General features: G+C 55.3%; 15 protein-coding genes, 2 pseudogenes and 1 riboswitch. Of the genes and pseudogenes, 10 read left to right on the forward strand and 7 right to left on the reverse strand.

Annotation, left to right across the window (positions count from 1 at the left end):
* Positions 1 to 37 precede the first annotated feature (37 nt).
* The 4 genes from fadD to yoaA form a co-directional block, all read right to left on the reverse strand.
* Complete coding sequence (gene fadD, locus K6958_RS11580; RefSeq protein ID WP_249891254.1) at positions 38 to 1,717, reverse strand: long-chain-fatty-acid--CoA ligase FadD; 1,680 nt, start codon at positions 1,715 to 1,717, stop codon at positions 38 to 40.
* 202 nt (positions 1,718 to 1,919) lie between these two features.
* Entirely contained in the window at positions 1,920 to 2,510 is a 591-nt protein-coding gene (locus tag K6958_RS11585) for a Slp/YeaY family lipoprotein (protein WP_249891255.1), read from the reverse strand.
* A 59-nt stretch (positions 2,511 to 2,569) separates the two neighbouring features.
* Positions 2,570 to 3,271: a tRNA (adenosine(37)-N6)-threonylcarbamoyltransferase complex dimerization subunit type 1 TsaB gene (tsaB, locus tag K6958_RS11590; protein ID WP_249891256.1), complete on the reverse strand. Its 702-nt coding sequence runs from the start codon at positions 3,269 to 3,271 to the stop codon at positions 2,570 to 2,572.
* 57 nt (positions 3,272 to 3,328) lie between these two features.
* A complete protein-coding gene (yoaA, locus tag K6958_RS11595; protein WP_249891257.1) occupies positions 3,329 to 5,239 on the reverse strand; it encodes a DNA repair helicase YoaA in 1,911 nt (636 codons plus the stop codon).
* 146 nt (positions 5,240 to 5,385) lie between these two features.
* Between yoaA and K6958_RS11600 the strand changes: the two genes are divergently transcribed.
* Positions 5,386 to 5,739: a RidA family protein gene (locus tag K6958_RS11600; RefSeq protein WP_249891258.1), complete on the forward strand. Its 354-nt coding sequence runs from the start codon at positions 5,386 to 5,388 to the stop codon at positions 5,737 to 5,739.
* On the opposite strand, the gene K6958_RS11605 is transcribed toward K6958_RS11600, so the two are convergent.
* Positions 5,740 to 5,928: a YoaH family protein gene (locus K6958_RS11605; protein ID WP_249891259.1), complete on the reverse strand. Its 189-nt coding sequence runs from the start codon at positions 5,926 to 5,928 to the stop codon at positions 5,740 to 5,742. It lies immediately after the preceding gene.
* Positions 5,929 to 6,085: 157 nt separating this feature from the next.
* On the opposite strand from K6958_RS11605, the gene pabB reads away from it, so the two are divergent.
* The 4 genes from pabB (at position 6,086) to K6958_RS11625 (ending at position 11,786) form a co-directional block, all read left to right on the forward strand.
* A complete protein-coding gene (gene pabB, locus K6958_RS11610; RefSeq protein ID WP_249894669.1) occupies positions 6,086 to 7,471 on the forward strand; it encodes an aminodeoxychorismate synthase component 1 in 1,386 nt (461 codons plus the stop codon).
* Positions 7,449 to 8,036, forward strand: a complete 588-nt coding sequence (locus tag K6958_RS11615) for a CoA pyrophosphatase (protein ID WP_249891260.1) — start codon at positions 7,449 to 7,451, stop codon at positions 8,034 to 8,036. Before pabB ends, K6958_RS11615 begins: the two co-directional genes overlap by 23 nt.
* 414 nt (positions 8,037 to 8,450) lie before the next feature.
* On the forward strand, positions 8,451 to 9,815 hold the full coding sequence (locus K6958_RS11620; RefSeq protein WP_249891261.1) for an L-serine ammonia-lyase: 1,365 nt from the start codon (positions 8,451 to 8,453) through the stop codon (positions 9,813 to 9,815).
* 408 nt (positions 9,816 to 10,223) lie between these two features.
* Positions 10,224 to 11,786 (forward strand): EAL domain-containing protein, encoded by a 1,563-nt coding sequence (locus tag K6958_RS11625; RefSeq protein WP_249891262.1) that lies wholly within the window; start codon positions 10,224 to 10,226, stop codon positions 11,784 to 11,786.
* A gap of 30 nt (positions 11,787 to 11,816) precedes the next feature.
* Here the strand turns inward: K6958_RS11625 and K6958_RS11630 are convergent, their stop codons facing one another.
* Positions 11,817 to 13,382 (reverse strand): TerC family protein, encoded by a 1,566-nt coding sequence (locus K6958_RS11630; protein WP_249891263.1) that lies wholly within the window; start codon positions 13,380 to 13,382, stop codon positions 11,817 to 11,819.
* Between the two features lie 522 nt (positions 13,383 to 13,904).
* Here K6958_RS11630 and manX point away from each other — a divergent pair.
* The 4 genes and pseudogenes from manX to K6958_RS11650 form a co-directional block, all read left to right on the forward strand.
* A complete protein-coding gene (gene manX / locus K6958_RS11635; RefSeq protein ID WP_249891264.1) occupies positions 13,905 to 14,873 on the forward strand; it encodes a PTS mannose transporter subunit IIAB in 969 nt (322 codons plus the stop codon).
* A gap of 65 nt (positions 14,874 to 14,938) precedes the next feature.
* Positions 14,939 to 15,745: a PTS mannose/fructose/sorbose transporter subunit IIC gene (locus K6958_RS11640; RefSeq protein WP_249891265.1), complete on the forward strand. Its 807-nt coding sequence runs from the start codon at positions 14,939 to 14,941 to the stop codon at positions 15,743 to 15,745.
* Positions 15,746 to 15,756: 11 nt separating this feature from the next.
* Positions 15,757 to 16,605, forward strand: a complete 849-nt coding sequence (locus K6958_RS11645) for a PTS mannose transporter subunit IID (protein ID WP_249891266.1) — start codon at positions 15,757 to 15,759, stop codon at positions 16,603 to 16,605.
* A gap of 82 nt (positions 16,606 to 16,687) precedes the next feature.
* A pseudogene (locus K6958_RS11650) lies at positions 16,688 to 16,849 on the forward strand (DUF986 family protein); the annotation flags it as partial.
* 15 nt (positions 16,850 to 16,864) lie between these two features.
* Here the strand turns inward: K6958_RS11650 and K6958_RS11655 are convergent.
* Positions 16,865 to 17,562 (reverse strand): IS1-like element IS1A family transposase gene (locus tag K6958_RS11655; RefSeq protein ID WP_103215986.1). Its coding sequence is split into 2 segments (ribosomal slippage): positions 16,865 to 17,313 and positions 17,313 to 17,562, totalling 699 coding nucleotides; the frame shifts between segments, so codons are not numbered across the junction.
* Between the two features lie 55 nt (positions 17,563 to 17,617).
* Here K6958_RS11655 and K6958_RS11660 point away from each other — a divergent pair.
* A pseudogene (locus K6958_RS11660) lies at positions 17,618 to 17,923 on the forward strand (DUF986 family protein); the annotation flags it as partial.
* 195 nt (positions 17,924 to 18,118) lie between these two features.
* A riboswitch (yybP-ykoY riboswitch) is annotated at positions 18,119 to 18,293 on the forward strand.
* Positions 18,294 to 18,302: the final 9 nt, after the last annotated feature.

Below are 18,302 nucleotides of genomic sequence, written 5' to 3' on the forward strand. Positions count from 1 at the left end.
CGGCGTTTTCTTTTCTATCTTAACATACTCGCGACGATCAGGCGGCAGGCGCTTTGTTTATCTCATCTCGCAGCTCGCGGCGGAGGATTTTACCCACATTGGTTTTAGGCAGTTCGGTACGAAACTCAACGATTTTCGGCACTTTATAGCCGGTCAAATGACGACGGCAGTGGGCAATTAGCTCATCTTTGGTCAGCGAATCATCCTTTTTAACGATACAGATTTTAACCGCCTCGCCAGAAAGATCGCTCGGCACGCCAATCGCCGCCGCCTCGCGTACTTTGGGATGCTGCATCACCACGTCTTCGATTTCGTTGGGATAGACATTGAACCCGGAAACCAGAATCATATCTTTTTTACGATCGACGATGCGTAAGAACCCTTCTTCATCAACGGTAACGATATCGCCGCTGTAGAGCCAGCCCTCTTTCAGCACCTCCTTGGTCGCCTCAGGACGCTGCCAGTAGCCCGTCATCACCTGCGGCCCTTTGATACAGAGCTCGCCCGGCTCGCCTGGCCGAACCTCCATGCCATTGTCATCCACCAGCTTAATTTCGGTAGAGGGAACCGGCAGGCCAATGCTGCCGTTATGACAGGTAATATCGTAGGGATTCACCGACACCAGCGGCGAACATTCGGTCAGCCCATAGCCTTCCAGCAGATAATGGCCGGTCAGCTTTTCCCAACGCTCCGCCACCGCCTTCTGCACTGACATCCCGCCGCCCGCCGACAGGCGCAACGTGGAGAAATCCAGCTGCTGGAAATTTTTATCATTCAGCAATGCATTAAACAGCGTATTGACCCCGGTGATAGCGGTAAAAGGATATTTGCCCAGCTCTTTGACAAAGCCGGGAATATCGCGCGGGTTGGTAATCAGCAAGTTTTGCCCACCCAGCTCAATAAACAGCAGGCAGTTCACCGTTAGCGCAAAGATGTGATACAGCGGCAATGCCGTTACCACCAGCTCTTTGCCATCGCGCAGCAGCGAGCCATAGGTGGCTTTGGTTTGTTCGAGATTTGCCTGCATATTGCGGTGGGTGAGCATCGCCCCTTTGGCGATGCCGGTGGTGCCACCGGTATACTGCAAGAAAGCCAGGTCATCATTCTGGATTTCCGGGCGGAAATAGTCGAGCTGAGCGCCCTGCAGCAGTACGCTGCGAAAAGAGACCGCATCCGGCAGGTTATATTTCGGCACCAGCCGCTTTATATATTTCACCACGAAGTTGACCAACGTGGCTTTGGCGGGTGAGAGCTGATCGCCGAGACGCGTCAGAATAACGTGCTTCACCGACGTTTTAGCCACCACTTTTTCCAGCGTATGCGCAAAGTTAGAGACAATCACAATCGCTTTGGCGCCGCTGTCATTCAGCTGATGCTCCAGCTCTCGCGGAGTATAGAGCGGGTTGACATTTACCACCACCATCCCGGCGCGCAGAATGCCGAACAGCGCAATCGGATACTGCAACAGGTTCGGCATCATGACGGCCACGCGGTCGCCTTTGCTTAATCCCAGCGACTGCTGCAGATAAGCGGCGAAGGCCCGACTACGCTGCTCCAGCTTACGAAAGCTCATCGCCTGACCCATATTAATAAATGCCGGACGATCGACATAACGCTGAGCCGCCTGTTCAAACAGATCGATAAGCGACGTATAACGATCGGCATTGATTTCAGCCGGGACATCGGCGGGATAACGGTTCAGCCAGACCTTATTCAAGGATTCACCTCGGAAATCATATTTATTCGCCATCGCAGCCTCAGCCCGCCTTTATTAACAATATTTTAACTCATTGTACCAGTATGCCTAACACCCGGCTTTCAGGCTGCGAAGCCCATCACTAAATTCTATGACTTTTAACAATAAAATGGCCCGGTCACATCCCCTGCGACCGGGCCGCTAATCACGTCTACCGCTGCCTTTATTCTGTCAGGATAGTTTGCACCTGTACCGGACCGGGATTGTAATAATTCCCCCACGGGCCGGGCCCCCAGTAACCGGGATGATGCCGTGTCGGCCCATACCAAATCCAGGGATCGATCGGCTGCATCGGCATCACGACCTGCTGCTGTACGCGCCAGCGTTGATAGCCGGCGACATCCACCACCACAAAGTTGTAGCTGGCCTTGCCGATCTCGCCTTTTTCGCTGCCCTTGATGGTGCCGACCACCGTAACCATTTGATTATTGACGTCAACCGGATCGACAAAGCCGTTGATATCAGCCCAGATCCGGCCAACCGAGGCCGCGCCCAGTCGGGGTCGCGCGGTGTCGTCCAGCGGCTGAGTGGCGATCTCCAGCCGCGTACGACCGTTAAGGTTAGTGACTTTTACTACCTTGCCGCCGAATCGCGCTTCCTGTCCGACATAGAGCTGAGGCGCGTTCATCACGCGCAGCAGATCCTGCTGCGGCATGGGCGAACGCCCCTTAACGGAATCCGGTACGGTTACGCAGCCGGTTAGCAGTAGCGTCGCTACCAGCAAGGCTGCCGCATGATTAAGATATTTACGCATAGCTTTCTCCAGAAACCTGCCTGTTTAGACTATTGCGTAATAAATAAGTTGCCGCCACTCTATTCGCGGCCCGGCAATTTTTTCCAGGCCACTTCATTACGTAAATAGGCCGGCTCTGCCTGCTCTGGCGGCAACGCCGCGCCCTGCTGCCACAGCTGCTGCGCCAGCGGCAACATCGCCTCTGCTGCGGGCAGCGTGATCTCGCTGGCCTGCAGCGTCAGCGGACTTTCCGCTATCAGATGCGGCCAGGCCGCCCAGCCGGTGCCGACCGTCATCCACTCGCCGGAGAGCTGCTGCATGCGCGCCAGCGCCGCGTCCGGCTTCAGCACCGCTTCACTTGCTTCACCCTGCCACTGGCCATCATCGGCACGCTGATATTCCGCCCAGTAGACCTCTCCCATGCGCGCATCGATTGCCGCCAGCACGCGACGGGCGCCGTGACGCTGCCAGGCAGCTTCCGCCATGGTCATCAGCGTGGAAACGCCAAGCAGCGGCAGGCCGGCGCCAAACGCCAGCCCCTGGGCGATGCCGATGCCGATGCGTACACCGGTAAAACTGCCCGGCCCACGGCCGAAGGCCAGCGCATCCAGCTGCGATAAGGCCAGCTGATGGCGCGTCAGCATCTCTTCTACCATTGGCAGAATACGCTGCGTATGCTCGCGCGCGCAGAGTTCAAAATGGGCGTCAACGACACCGTCCAGCAACAGCGCTACCGAACAGGCTTCAGTAGCAGTATCAAGAGCTAAAATTCGCGCGGACATAACAACCTCAGGCGAGAAATTTTTTTCGGCGCGCATCTTAGCACAGCCGCCGGGGAATTACTTCTCATCGGGACGATGCAGGAAGCTGACCGCCTGCTGCAGATCGCGGGTACGCGGCGTAGGCGGCAGGCTGTTAAGGAATACCGCGCCATAAGGCCGCATCACCAGGCGATTATCGCAAATCACCAGCACGCCGCGGTCATCCACATCACGGATTAAACGGCCCACGCCCTGCTTCAGGGTAATGACCGCATCGGGCAGTTGCACCTCATCGAAAGGATCGCCCCCGCGCAGCCGGCAATCTTCCATGCGCGCCTTAAGCAACGGGTCGTCCGGCGAGGTAAACGGCAGCTTATCGATAATGACCAGCGACAGCGCATCACCGGGCACATCCACCCCTTCCCAGAAGCTACTGGTGGCGACCAGCAGCGCATTGCCCGCCTCGATAAACTGTTTTAGCAGCTGCGCTTTGCCGGTTTCACCCTGCAGCAGCACCGGTAGCGTCAGGCTGGCGCGAAACTCCTCCGCCAGCGCACGCATCATCTGGTGCGAGGTACACAGAAAGAAGCAGCGGCCGTTATTCGCCTCGATCAGCGGCAGCAAACGGCGCGCCAGCTGTTTCGCCCCGCCCGGCTGATTTGGCGACGGCAGATCGCGCGGCACGCAAAGCAGCGCCTGACGCGCATAGTCAAACGGACTGTTCAGGATCATGCTCTGCGCCTGATGTACGCCAAGCCGATCCATAAAGTGGGTCATCTGTTCATTGACCGCCAGCGTCGCGGAGGTAAAAATCCACGCTGCCGGCCGTTCGCTAATCACCTCGCGAAAGCGTTCGGCAACGGAAAGCGGCGTCAACGCCAGCACAAAGTGTCTTGAGGTGCATTCGTACCAGTAGCTGAAGCCCGGCTCGCTGATATTCTTCAGCCGCTTTAGTCGGTTACGATACTGCGACGCGCGTTCGAAGGCGGCATCCAGCAGCGCCGAGCGCCCAAGCGACATTTTCGCTACGTCATAGCACAGCTCCAGCGCATCATCCAACAATGTCAGGGCACGCTGAACATCACGGTCGTTAAGGATTTCGCGCAGGTTGCCGCGAAAACCAGGGTCGCCCAGCGCCAGACGAAAATCCTGCGTGCTTTGCGCCAGCCGGTCGGCTGCTTTTTGCAGCTGCTGGACGTCGCGTACTTCGGTGCGATAGGCAATGGTGATATCTTTCGCCAGATCCAGCAACTGACGGCTGGAAAGCTGCTGACCAAAATATTGGCTGGCGATATCGGGCACCTGATGCGCCTCATCGAAGATCATCACGTCCGCTTCGGGGATCAGTTCAGCGAATCCACTCTCTTTTACCACCATATCGGCCAGGAACAGGTGATGGTTCACCACCACCACGTCGGCATCCATCGCACGGCGACGCGCCTTTACCACAAAGCACTCTTTATACAGCGGGCAGTCGTTGCCGAGGCAGTTATCATTGGTGCTGGTGACTAGCGGCCAGATCGTGCTGTCTTCCGCTACGCCGCTACAGCTGCTGATATCGCCATCCGAAGTTTCGCTGGCCCAGCGGCGCAGCCAGACCAGATCGCTGAGCGTTTGTACGGTCAGCTCACCGCCGGTCATGCTCTGCTGCTCCAGACGTTCGAGGCAGAGATAGTTGGAACGCCCTTTTAGTAGCGCCGTTTTGCCTTTATAGGCCAGCGCTTTCGTCACTTTGGGCAGGTCGCGGCTGTAAAGTTGATCCTGTAACGCTTTTGATCCGGTGGAGATAATCGCTTTTTTGCCGGCACGTAATACCGGCACCAGGTAGGCGTAGGTTTTTCCCGTGCCGGTCCCGGCCTCTACCACCAGCTCGCCACGTTGTTCAATGGCCTGCGTGACCGCCACGGCCATCAGCTGCTGCGCCTCACGCGGGCGGAAACCCGGTATTGCCTGCGCTAAAGCGCCATCGGCTGCAAAATCGTCTGCCACATATCCTCACTGGTTGTGTTAAAACGGCCTGATTATACCTTAAATAGTTTGAGCGGCAGGAGATAACGCGCCGGCCATCATCTTAATGACAGCGCAGGCGTAACTGTGCCAGGCTAACGGCGAAAAAATGGAATAAGGAATAAGCTATGTCAGTTACCCGTATCGATCCTGAACATCGTATGTCAGAAGCCGTAGTACACAACGATACCGTTTATTACACCAGCGTGCCGGAAAACCTGGATGAGGACGCTGAAGCGCAAACGGCAAATGCGCTGGCCGTTATCGACCAGCTGCTGACGCGTGTCGGTTCGGATAAAAGCCGCATCTTGGACGCCACGATTTTTCTGGTTGATAAAGCGGATTTTGCCGCGATGAACCGGGCGTGGGATGCCTGGGTTTCACCAGGCAATGCCCCGGTGCGCTGCACTGTTCAAGCCGGTTTGATGAACCCAAAATATAAAGTAGAAATTAAAATTATCGCTGCGCTCAACCCCGCCTGATCAGGCTTCGTCTTCGTCATCCTCTTCGAAGAGCGCCGCAACATGTCCGCCAGTATGCGTCTGGCGGATTTCCTGGGCCACCCGGGTAATCGCTTCTCCACTGCTCATCCCTTCGGCCATCAGCTGATGAATACGCTCCACCGCCTGTTGTTGCTGTTCATGGCTTAACGCCGGTAAACCTGTAGACATAATGGCTCCTGTTAATAGTTGAACGATCATAACCTGCCTGAACGGTATGTTCGAAGCGGGTCAGCCATCTGGCTGGTTTACGATAAACAAACAGATGCCAGCAACGGAAAAATATGCCAGGCTTGCCGTTTGATTACCACCCATGCTGCTAAAAGTGATGCCCGTAGTCTACCACGCTTTACCCTATACGCCTGATGCGCTTTCTGAACTCTTTGGTCGCGTAGCACATTTGCCCTGGGCGATGCTGCTCAGCTCCGGCACTGCCGATCATCCCGATAGCCGCTTCGATATGATGGTGGCCGATCCGGTTGCGACGCTGGAAACACATGGCGCCGTCACCCGCATCATTAAAGGTGACAGTGTCACTGAATCTACCGCAGATCCGTTGCGTTTACTGGAGACCGAACAGGCCAGCCTGCTCTCTAAGGTAGCGCCGCGAGACGATCTACCGTTTCAGGGCGGCGCGCTTGGCCTGTTTGGCTACGATTTAGGCCGCCGGTTTGAGCGCCTGCCGCAACAGGCCGTGGCGGATATCGCCACACCGGATATGGCGACAGGCATTTATGACTGGGTGCTGATTGCCGATCATCAGCAACAGACGCTGACGCTGGTCGATCATCAGCCGGACGGCGCGCGGCTACGCTGGCTGGAGGCGCTGCCGACGCCGCCCGAAACCGCGCCTTTTCGCCTGACGCGCCGCTGGCAATCCAATATGACGCCGGAGAGCTACCGCGCACGCTTCGATCGTATTCAGGCCTGGCTGCAGGCTGGCGATTGCTATCAGGTTAATCTGGCGCAGCGTTTTCAGGCGGGCTACGAAGGCGATGAATGGCAGGCGTTCCGGCGGCTGAATGAGAGTAACCGCGCCCCGTTCAGCGCTTTTTTACGTTTGCCGGAGAGCGTGATTCTGAGCCTGTCGCCAGAGCGTTTTCTTTCGCTAAAGCATGATGTGATTGAAACCCGGCCGATTAAGGGCACGCTGCCGCGTCTGGCGGATGAACAGGCCGATCGGCTGCAGGCGCAAAAACTGGCGCAGTCGGAAAAAGATCGCGCCGAAAACTTAATGATTGTCGATCTGCTGCGCAATGATATTGGCCGCGTCGCGGTGCCGGGCAGCGTGCGGGTGCCGGAGCTGTTTGTAGTTGAGCCTTTTCCTGCCGTTCATCATCTGGTCAGTACCATTCATGCTCGTCTGAAGCCGGAGCTGAGCGCCGGCGATCTGCTGCGCGCCTGTTTCCCGGGCGGATCGATTACCGGCGCGCCCAAGGTGCGGGCGATGGAGATCATTGAAGCGCTGGAGCCGCAGCGCCGTAACGCCTGGTGCGGCAGTATCGGCTATTTAAGCTGCTGCGGCGGCATGGACAGCAGCATTACCATTCGCACCTTGATTGCGGAACGCGGTCAACTTTACTGTGCGGCAGGCGGCGGGATCGTTGCCGACAGCGAAGCTGAACTGGAGTACCAGGAAACGCTGCATAAGCTGGGCCGTATTTTACCTTTGCTGGAGGATAGCGCACCCGATGACTGCACCGCTGACGCTTAATAGTTTTCTGACGCGCTTTCAGCTTCAGTCTCCCCCGCCGTCGCCGGAGCTGGCGCCCGCCCGCCGTCAGGCGGCGGTGCTGGTGCCGATTGTTGCGCGCGAAGAGCCGGGGCTGCTGCTCACGCGACGCGCGCCCTGGCTACGTAAGCATGCGGGTCAGGTGGCGTTTCCCGGCGGCATGCGCGATGCCAGCGATCCTTCGCTGACGTTTACTGCCTTACGCGAGGCGCGCGAGGAGATCGCCTTGCAGACGCAGAATGTGCGCCTTATCGGTACGCTGCCGACGGTCGGCAGCAGTAGCGGTTTTCAGGTGACGCCGGTGGTGGGAATTATTCCGCCCGATTTACCGCTACAGCCCAGCGCCGACGAAGTGGATGCTATTTTTGAGATGCCGTTACAGGAGGCCTTGCGCCTTTCGCGCTATACGCCGTTGGATATTCATCGTGAAGGCGTTGCTCATCAGGTCTGGCTTTCCTGGTATCAGGACTATTTCGTCTGGGGTATGACGGCGGGCATTATCCGCCAGCTTAGCCTGCAGGTTATGCCGGAATTGTTAACCGATTAATCAAATAAATATTGGGTAAAAAGTATTCTTTCCGTGATTTTTCACTAAATTTTCCTCAGTAAGCGATCCGAATCACTTCCTTCCTACTAAAAACTCGTTATATTTAGCGCGCTCTCACCAGGAAGTTTCTGAGGCGTTGCGCATGATATTGGTTCAGGAAACAGGCCTGCGCGGCGGGTGCTTATGGCGCCTGTGCCGAATAAGATTTTTTAGCCAAATTAATGAATTTATTTCATGCGAAAAGATGAATTTTCAACCACCAGGATCATTACTATACGCTGAATATTTCGCGTTACAGGCAGTTAGCGACCCCATGAACCGCACACTGAGTTCAGGCGCCTGCAATCTGAAGTATGACGGGTATATATGCAGAGTATTGTTTGCTGCAAAATTAATAATTAAGGAGCGTGTAGCGTGATTAGCGTTTTCGACATGTTTAAGATCGGCATTGGCCCGTCCAGTTCCCATACGCTGGGTCCGATGAAAGCCGGCAAACAATTTGTCGATGATTTGAGCCGCGATAACCGGCTGTTGGACGTTACGCGCATCGCCGTGGAGGTATACGGCTCGCTCTCGCTCACCGGCAAAGGCCACCATACCGATATCGCCATTATTATGGGCCTTTCCGGCGCTTCGCCTGAAAGCGTAGATATTGATGCCATTCCCGCTTTTATCCGTGATGTTGAACAGCGCGAGCGCCTGCTGCTGGCCAACGGTCAGCATGAGGTGGATTTTCCTCGCGAAGGCGGCATGAATTTCCGCAGTGAAAACCTTTCTCGTCATGAGAATGCTATGCGTATCCATGCATTCGCGGGCGAAACCTGTATCTACAGCAAAACCTATTATTCTATCGGCGGCGGTTTTATCGTTGATGATGAGCACTTTGGCGAGCCGGTGCTGGATGAGGTTTCGGTGCCTTATCCATTTAATTCGGCAAAAGAGCTGTTGGCGCACTGTCGTGAAACCGGCCTTTCTGTTTCCGGCCTGGTGATGAAAAACGAGCTGGCACTGCACAGCCGTCAGGAGATTGAGAGCTATTTTGCCGCCGTCTGGCAGACTATGCGCGACTGTATCGATCGCGGGCTGAATACCGAAGGCGTGTTGCCTGGCCCGTTACGAGTACCGCGACGTGCCGCCGCGCTGCGCCGGATGCTGGTCTCTTCCGGCAAGCATTCTAACGATCCGATGGTGGTGATCGACTGGGTGAATATGTTCGCACTGGCGGTTAATGAAGAGAACGCCGCCGGCGGACGCGTGGTTACCGCGCCGACTAACGGCGCCTGCGGCATCGTGCCCGCCGTGCTGGCCTATTACGATCACTTTATCGAATCGGTTAGTCCCGATATTTTTATCCGCTATTTTCTGGCCTCGGGCGCCGTTGGCGTGCTGTATAAGATGAACGCCTCGATCTCTGGCGCGGAAGTGGGCTGTCAGGGCGAAGTGGGCGTAGCCTGTTCGATGGCAGCGGCCGGTTTGGCAGAGCTGCTGGGCGCCAGCCCGGAGCAGGTATGCGTTGCCGCGGAGATCGGTATGGAGCATAACCTGGGTCTGACCTGCGATCCGGTTGCCGGTCAGGTGCAGGTTCCCTGCATTGAGCGTAACGCTATCGCCTCGGTAAAAGCGATTAACTCGGCGCGTATGGCGCTGCGTCGTACCAGTGAACCGCGCGTATCGCTGGATAAAGTGATCGAGACGATGTATGAGACAGGCAAAGATATGAACGCTAAATATCGCGAAACCTCGCGCGGCGGTCTGGCGATTAAGGTGCAGTGCGATTAATCGCGCTAAAAACGCGCCTGCAGGTGAAGCCTTCGCCCATCTAAGGTGCCTGCGGGTGAAGCCCTGGCCCGTCTAAGGTGCCTGCGGGTGAAGCCCTGGCCGCTCGTAAAGACGCAAAAACGTCATCCCTGACAGCTCGACCCGCGCCTTCCAGGGCCGCGGGACGCTTTACTCTTCTGCCAGGGCTTCACCCGCTTTGAGTTTTGTGTTTGAGCTTCCCTCGCTTTAAGATGGGTTGTCTGGGCTTCCTTCGCTTTGGGATTGGTGGCTGGGCTTCTCCCGTGGCGGTCTGACGCCTTTGCCCGACGCCTGTCAGCGCCTCTTTTTCTCCAACGCAGCTAAACTTAATGGCGCAATTGCCGATATGAAACTGTCGGAATTTTATTTGGGTGTTAAGGGCGGCTACGGATGCAAATATCCCAGCAGATTATTGGACAATTTCGTCGTAAACGGCTGTTCATCGCGTCAATAGTCGCTGCACTGGTGCTTATCATTACCTTAACCGTTCGTTTTTTCGAAGAAAAAAAACATATCGAACGTCAGTCGCATCAGTTTGCCAGCAATGCGATTCAGCGTTTCGATCGCCTTTTTTCACCGCTGGATGTGGCGGCCAGTAATACCGTCGGGCTGGTTGGGCTTAAATGCAACGATATCCGCTTTTTACTGCATGAAAAGATCTCCGCCATGCAGATCGTCCGCGCCATCCTGCTGGTGAATAATGACCGTATCTACTGCTCCAGCGTCTTTGGCGATCGCTCGCTTATTTTCAGTGAAACTTATCCCGAACTGGCGGTAGATAATCAGCGCATGTCGCTGGGCGTGGATAATTATCTGATCAAGGGTTCGCCGGTTTTACTGCTCTGGACCGCCAGCGCGTTGGATAATCACAGCGGTATTTTGCAGGTTATCAATATCGAATTAATGAGCCGCTATCTGCTTGAGCCGACGCTCCCATGGGTAGAGCGTGCGGTGTTTAACGTTGGCGGCAAAAGCCTGGAGTATGGCAATCCGCTGATTGAAAATACCCAGCCCGCCGAAGACGAGGTGAGCTATCAGAAAGCCTCGCTGCGCTACCCCTTTACCATTACCCTGTACGGACCCGCGCCAACGCGTTTGGCCTTGCTGACGTTGCCCTCTCAGCTGCCGCTCGCCCTGTTGCTAAGCCTGCTGACCGGCTATAGTGTCTGGTTGGCAACGGCTAACCGCATGAGCTTCTCCTGGCAAATCAGCTACGGCCTGTCGGCGCATGAGTTTATGGTTTACTGCCAGCCGCTAATCGATAGCCGCACCGGCGACTGCGACGGTATTGAGCTGCTGCTGCGCTGGAATAACCCGCGCCAGGGCTGGGTACCGCCGGACCTGTTTATTCCGCTGGCCGAGCGGCACCATCTGATCGCCCCTCTGACCCGTTTTGTGCTTAGCGAAACCGTGCGCTCTTTGCCGCAGTTGCCGCAGCACGCCGGTTTTCATATCGCGATTAACGTGGCCGCCAGTCATTTCCACAATCGGGCCATTATTGATGATTTGCAAAAAATCTGGTGGCCCGCCAATCCGCTGCCGCGGCTGGTGGTGGAGTTAACGGAACGCGATGCGCTGCCGCTGATGGATCAAAATGTGGTGGCGCAGCTGCAACAGGCAGGCATTCGGGTCGCCATTGATGATTTTGGCACCGGGCACAGCTCACTCTCTTATCTGAAAACCTTAAGCCCGGATATATTGAAATTGGATAAGATTTTTACCGCTGCTATTGGCACTGATGCGATTAACGCTACGGTAACGGATATGGTGATTTCGCTGGCGCAGCGCCTGCATATCAGGCTGGTGGCGGAAGGCGTGGAAACCGCCGAGCAGGCCAGCTATCTGTGCCAGCGCGGCGTGGATACGTTGCAGGGATACTACTATGCTCGCCCAATGCCATTGGAGAGCTTTCCGGCATGGCTGGCCCAGCATCAGGCCAGCCTGGCAAAGTGATGTCCGGGGCGCTGCGCCCCGGCCCCTGCCTTAGCTCTCTTCTTCATCCTGCGGGCGATCTTTGATAATACGTACCAGATCGATACGATAATCGGTCGCTTCAACAATCACGAAGTGCAGCGGCGGCATATCAATTGTCTCGCCCGGCAGCGGCAGCTGCCCCTTCTGCGCAATCAGCAGACCGGCGAGCGAGGCATAATCATCGCCCGGCTTAACCAGATCGAAATAGTCCAGCCGTTGCTGCAGAGAATGCAGATCGGTGCCGCCTTTTGCCAGCCAGCTATCGCCATCGACTACGATATCCGGCGTTTCATCCTCATCCGGAAATTCACCGGCAATGGCTTCCAGCACGTCCAGCGGCGTTACCAGCCCCTGTACCACGCCAAACTCATTGGTCACCAGCACAAAGCTGCCTTTCGCCCGGCGCAGAACGCCCAGCAAATTGATCGGGTCCAGCGTTTCCGGCACGATCAGCGGCGGTGAAGAGGCGGCGAAAGTATGAATATTCATCCCCTGCTCCAGCGCCACCAGCAGATCTTTGGCGCGCACGATGCCTATGACCTCATCCAGCTCGCCCCGGCAAACCGGGAACAGGCTATGCGGGGTATCAAGCAGCTGCATACGGATCTCATCCAGCGGTTTGGTGGCGTCTACCCAGGAGATTTCACCGCGCGGCGTCATAATGCTGCGAATAGAACGCGATGCCAGCGTCAACACGCCGTTGATCATATAGCGCTCTTCATCCTTAAAGGTTTCCTGCGGCAGCATCGGGTTTTCTGCCGAGGCCTGCCCCGCTTCTACGTTGGTCGCTCCGCCACGGCGGCCGCCCATCAGGCGTAAAATCGCTTCAGCGGTACGCTCACGCATCGGACGATGCGACTGATGACGGATAAAGTTACGCCGCGCGATCTGATTGAACAGCTCAATCAGAATGGAGAAGCCAATCGCCGCATACAGATAGCCTTTAGGTATATGGAAGCCAAAGCCTTCCGCCACCAGACTCAGGCCGATCATCAGCAAGAAGCTCAGACACAGCACCACCACGGTCGGGTGCGCATTGACAAAGTTCGTTAGCGGTTTCGACGCCAGCAGCATAATGCCCATCGCGATAACCACCGCGGTCATCATTACCGGCAGATGGTTCACCATCCCCACGGCGGTAATCACCGCATCCAGCGAGAAGACGGCATCCAGCACTACGATCTGAATCACCACCGCCCAGAAGCTGGCGTAGCTTTTATTGCCGTTGCTGTCCTGCGGATGATTTTCCAGCCGCTCATGCAGCTCCATCGTTGCCTTAAACAGCAAAAAGAGACCGCCCGCCAGCAGGATCAGGTCGCGCCCGGCAAAGCTGAACTGCCAGACGCTAAACAGCGGTCGGGTCAGGGTCACCATCCACGAGATCAGCGACAACAGGCCCAGACGCATCAGCAGCGCCAGTGACAGGCCGATCAGACGCGCTTTGTCACGCTGCTTCGGCGGCAGCTTATCGGCCAAGATAGCGATAAATACCAGGTTATCGATCCCCAGCACGATCTCCAGAACAATAAGCGTCAGCAGACCGGCCCAAATCGAAGGGTCTAAAAGAAATTCCATTACAGACTCCGAATAAAGCAGCAGGAAAACCGAACGCCGGGTTCAACAACCGTAGCGCGGCAGAAAAAAGAAGCAGAACCGAGGATGACGCCGAAAGGCGTTAAGAAAGAAGCCGGATGACCCGGAGGCATGGATAAAAGACGTCGGTGACAGTCCATAGGGAGGGCTGAGGCCCGTTACTCCTGTATAGAAAAAGAGGAAGTGATATTAGCAGCTGACACATGCCCGTCAAAATAATTTCTTACAGTTAACAAAAATTTACCTTTGATTGACACAGGATCTCAATTATTCGCATCGAAACGATAAGCCTGTAAATAACTGAGGCGGGTCACATAATTTATTTTTTCACTCACTAAAATAAATCGCGACGTTATCTTTAGGTTGTCAGTTATATAAAAAGAAGCGCTCCGCTGACGGCAAGGCCTGCATGTTCATTACCGTTGAAACCCGCATAGCCAGGATAACAGCGTTGGCGAAACGGTGTAGCACTGAATCGCTCAATAATGAAAACGGAGGTAGCAAGTGACTATTGCTATTGTAATCGGCACACACGGTTGGGCGGCGGAGCAGCTGCTCAAAACCGCCGAAATGCTATTAGGCGAGCAGCAAAACGTCGGCTGGATCGATTTCGTGCCCGGCGAAAATGCTGAAACCCTGATAGAAAAATATCATGCGCGTCTCGCCGATCTGGATACCAGCAAAGGCGTGCTTTTTCTGGTCGACACCTGGGGAGGCAGCCCGTTCAACGCGGCCAGCCGTATCGTGGTAGATAAAGAGCAGTATGAGGTGATTGCCGGCGTCAACATTCCGATGCTGGTGGAAACGCTGATGGCGCGCGATGACGATCCGGCCTTTGACGAGCTGGTGGCCATCGCGGTGGAAACCGGCCGTGAAGGCGTAAAAGCGCTGAAAGCCAAGGCGCCGGAGCCGGTTTCCGCCCCGGCGTCGGCGACTGCTACGCCTTCAGCCGCGCCGCCGCAGTCGCTGGGCCCAAACGATCATATGAAAATTGGACTGGTGCGCATTGATGACCGTTTGATTCATGGTCAGGTGGCGACGCGTTGGACTAAGGAGACCAACGTATCGCGCATTATTGTCGTCAGTGATGAAGTAGCGGCCGATAAGGTGCGTAAAACGCTGCTTACTCAGGTCGCCCCGCCAGGCGTCAGCGCCCACGTTGTGGACGTCGATAAAATGGTACGCGTCTGGAATAACCCGAAATATGCCCGCGATCGCGTGATGCTGCTGTTCACCAATCCCACCGACGTGGTGCGGGTAGTTGAGCAAGGCGTCGAGGTCAAATCGGTCAATATCGGCGGCATGGCCTTTCGTCAGGGGAAAACGCAGGTCAACAACGCGGTTTCCGTGGATGACAAAGATATTGAGGCGTTTAAAAAGTTAAACGCGCGCGGTATCGAACTGGAGGTCAGGAAAGTGTCCAACGATCCCCGGCTGAAAATGATGGACCTGATCGCCAAAGTGAATCACTGATCGCCATCCCACACGCCTGATACCTCAGGTTTCACGTAGTCTTACTCTGTCACAGGAGAAGTGCAATGGAAGTCACCACTCTACAAATTGCGCTGGTGTTTATTGTCGCCTGTATTGCCGGTGTGGAATCAATTCTGGATGAGTTCCAGTTTCACCGGCCGCTGGTCGCCTGTACCTTGATCGGCGCCGTGCTGGGCGATATGAAAACCGGCATCATTATCGGCGGTACGCTGGAGATGATCGCGTTGGGCTGGATGAATATCGGCGCGGCCGTGGCACCGGACGCCGCGCTGGCCTCGATTATTTCCACCATCCTGGTCATTGCTGGCGGACAAAGCATCGGCGCCGGTATTGCGCTGGCGATCCCGCTGGCGGCGGCGGGTCAGGTGCTAACCATTATCGTGCGTACTATTACCGTGGCCTTCCAGCACGCGGCGGATAAAGCGGCGGATAAAGGCAATCTCACGGCAATTTCGTGGATCCACGTGACCGCGCTGATTTTACAGGCGATGCGTATCGCTATTCCCGCCGTGATTGTTGCCGTCTCCGTCGGCACCGACGCGGTCCAGACCATGCTGAACTCCATTCCGGAAGTGGTCACCAGCGGTCTGAATATTGCAGGCGGCATGATTGTCGTGGTGGGTTACGCGATGGTAATCAATATGATGCGCGCCGGCTATCTGATGCCCTTCTTCTACCTGGGCTTTGTGACCGCCGCCTTTACCGATTTCAACCTGGTTGCGCTGGGCGTGATCGGTGTGGTGATGGCCGCGCTCTATATTCAGCTCAGTCCTAAATATAACCGCGCCGCGGGTGGCGCTGCGCCTGCTGCAGGCCCTGCCCAAAACGACCTGGATAACGAATTAGATTAAGGGGTGTGAAAATGGTAGATACAACTGCAGCAACGGCAAAAAAACTAACGCGCGGCGATGTACGCAGCGTCTTCCTGCGCTCCAATCTGTTTCAGGGCTCGTGGAACTTTGAACGTATGCAGGCGCTGGGCTTCTGCTTCTCTATGGTGCCGGCTATCCGTCGGCTTTACCCGGAAAACAATGAGGAGCGCCGTCAGGCCATTAAGCGTCATCTGGAGTTTTTTAATACTCACCCCTACCCGGCTGCGCCCATCCTCGGCGTAACGCTGGCAATGGAAGAGCAGCGGGCCAACGGCGCGCCTATTGACGATGCGGCGATCAACGGCATTAAAGTGGGCCTGATGGGGCCGCTGGCGGGGGTGGGCGATCCGATATTCTGGGGCACCATGCGTCCGGTTTTCGCCGCGCTGGGCGCCGGTATCGCCATGAGCGGCAGCCTGCTTGGTCCGGTGCTGTTTTTTGTGCTGTTTAACGCGGTGCGCCTGCTGTTTCGCTATTACGGCGTCGCCTACGGCTACAAAAAAGGGGTGGATATCGTTAACGATATGGGCGGCGGCTTCCTGCAGAAACTGACGGAGGGCGCGTCGATTCTTGGCCTGTTTGTCATGGGGGCGCTGGTTAACAAGTGGACGCACGTGAACATCCCGCTGGTGGTGTCGCGTATTACTGACCAAACCGGTAAAACCACCGTGACCACGGTACAGTCGATCCTCGATCAGCTGATGCCGGGGCTGGTGCCGCTGTTGCTTACCTTTGCCTGTATGTGGCTGCTGCGTCGCAAAGTAAACGCGCTGTGGATCATCATCGGCTTCTTTGTTATCGGTATTTTCGGTTACTGGATCGGCCTGCTGGGCCTGTAATCATTGCGTTAAACGGCCAGTCGCTCGCTACGATTGGCCGTTTTTTTATCCCGCCTGGCCCGGGTTTATCTGAGGAGGCGCCATGCCGTTAACCGACGTCGTTCTGGTACTGTTTATTGCTTTGCTGCTGCTGTACGCCATTTATGATCAGTGGATTATGCCGCGGCGCCACGGCAAAACCCTGCTGCAGGTTCCGCTACAGCGGCGCAGTAAAATTGATAATATTATTTTTATCGGGCTGATAGGTAATGACTCCAACTTATTGATAGTGTTTTATGTTCAGATAATGCCCGATGACTTTGTCATGCAGCTCCACCGATTTTGAGAACGACAGCGACTTCCGTCCCAGCCGTGCCAGGTGCTGCCTCAGATTCAGGTTATGCCGCTCAATTCGCTGCGTATATCGCTTGCTGATTACGTGCAGCTTTCCCTTCAGGCGGGATTCATACAGCGGCCAGCCATCCGTCATCCATATCACCACGTCAAAGGGTGACAGCAGGCTCATAAGACGCCCCAGCGTCGCCATAGTGCGTTCACCGAATACGTGCGCAACAACCGTCTTCCGGAGCCTGTCATACGCGTAAAACAGCCAGCGCTGGCGCGATTTAGCCCCGACATAGCCCCACTGTTCGTCCATTTCCGCGCAGACGATGACGTCACTGCCCGGCTGTATGCGCGAGGTTACCGACTGCGGCCTGAGTTTTTTAAGTGACGTAAAATCGTGTTGAGGCCAACGCCCATAATGCGGGCAGTTGCCCGGCATCCAACGCCATTCATGGCCATATCAATGATTTTCTGGTGCGTACCGGGTTGAGAAGCGGTGTAAGTGAACTGCAGTTGCCATGTTTTACGGCAGTGAGAGCAGAGATAGCGCTGATGTCCGGCGGTGCTTTTGCCGTTACGCACCACCCCGTCAGTAGCTGAACAGGAGGGACAGCTGATAGAAACAGAAGCCACTGGAGCACCTCAAAAACACCATCATACACTAAATCAGTAAGTTGGCAGCATCACCGGGCTGATAATGATTCTTATTTATAATAACGTTATCCAGCATGGCCCGGTAATAACCACCACATTATTGATGGCATTAATTGCCGTAGCAGTTTATCTCGCCTGGATCCGTACGCCACAATTATTACTTAAAAGCCAGGGGCTTTTCTTCGCCAATATCTGGATTAATTATGACCGTATAAAGAGTATGAATTTATCGGAAGATGGGGTTCTGGTTATTCAGCTGGAACAACGCAACCTGCTAATCAGAGTAAGGAAGCTGGACGACTTAGAGAAAATCTACCTTGTAATGCTTGAAAATCAATAAGATAAAATATAGCAAAAGGCATATTCCCTTTGCTATATTCTTAAGCCATCACGCCCATTTCGTTTATTCAAACAGCATTCCCTTAACATTATCGGGATTATTTTTACTTCTGGTTAGCAGCGTATCCTTTAATATCCATACTCCTTGTCGTGACACTTTTTTTATTTTGAAGATAAAAGATAATGTGGTAAGGTGAGCGCCGTTCTTGGGGAGTAGCCGATTTCTGTTATTAATACAGAAATGCACCTGTCAACATACTCGTTGTGATAGCAACGTGGCACGTGCGACCTTGTAGGTAGGCGAGACCATTGACCGATGTGCCTGTCTGGTTGGGAAGGCGCGTCAGGTTATGGTGTTCCCAGCCGAGGTTACGACTTCG

Source organism: Mixta hanseatica (assembly GCF_023517775.1).
Lineage (GTDB): Bacteria > Pseudomonadota > Gammaproteobacteria > Enterobacterales > Enterobacteriaceae > Mixta > Mixta hanseatica.

Coding starts and splice junctions, on each gene's coding strand:
- K6958_RS11585 (WP_249891255.1), bottom strand. CDS start 2,510: ATGCGTAAATATCTTAATCATGCGGCAGCCTTGCTGGTAGCGACGCTA.
- tsaB (WP_249891256.1), bottom strand. CDS start 3,271: ATGTCCGCGCGAATTTTAGCTCTTGATACTGCTACTGAAGCCTGTTCG.
- K6958_RS11600 (WP_249891258.1), top strand. CDS start 5,386: ATGTCAGTTACCCGTATCGATCCTGAACATCGTATGTCAGAAGCCGTA.
- K6958_RS11605 (WP_249891259.1), bottom strand. CDS start 5,928: ATGTCTACAGGTTTACCGGCGTTAAGCCATGAACAGCAACAACAGGCG.
- pabB (WP_249894669.1), top strand. CDS start 6,086: ATGCCCGTAGTCTACCACGCTTTACCCTATACGCCTGATGCGCTTTCT.
- K6958_RS11615 (WP_249891260.1), top strand. CDS start 7,449: ATGACTGCACCGCTGACGCTTAATAGTTTTCTGACGCGCTTTCAGCTT.
- K6958_RS11625 (WP_249891262.1), top strand. CDS start 10,224: ATGCAAATATCCCAGCAGATTATTGGACAATTTCGTCGTAAACGGCTG.
- K6958_RS11630 (WP_249891263.1), bottom strand. CDS start 13,382: ATGGAATTTCTTTTAGACCCTTCGATTTGGGCCGGTCTGCTGACGCTT.
- K6958_RS11640 (WP_249891265.1), top strand. CDS start 14,939: ATGGAAGTCACCACTCTACAAATTGCGCTGGTGTTTATTGTCGCCTGT.
- K6958_RS11645 (WP_249891266.1), top strand. CDS start 15,757: ATGGTAGATACAACTGCAGCAACGGCAAAAAAACTAACGCGCGGCGAT.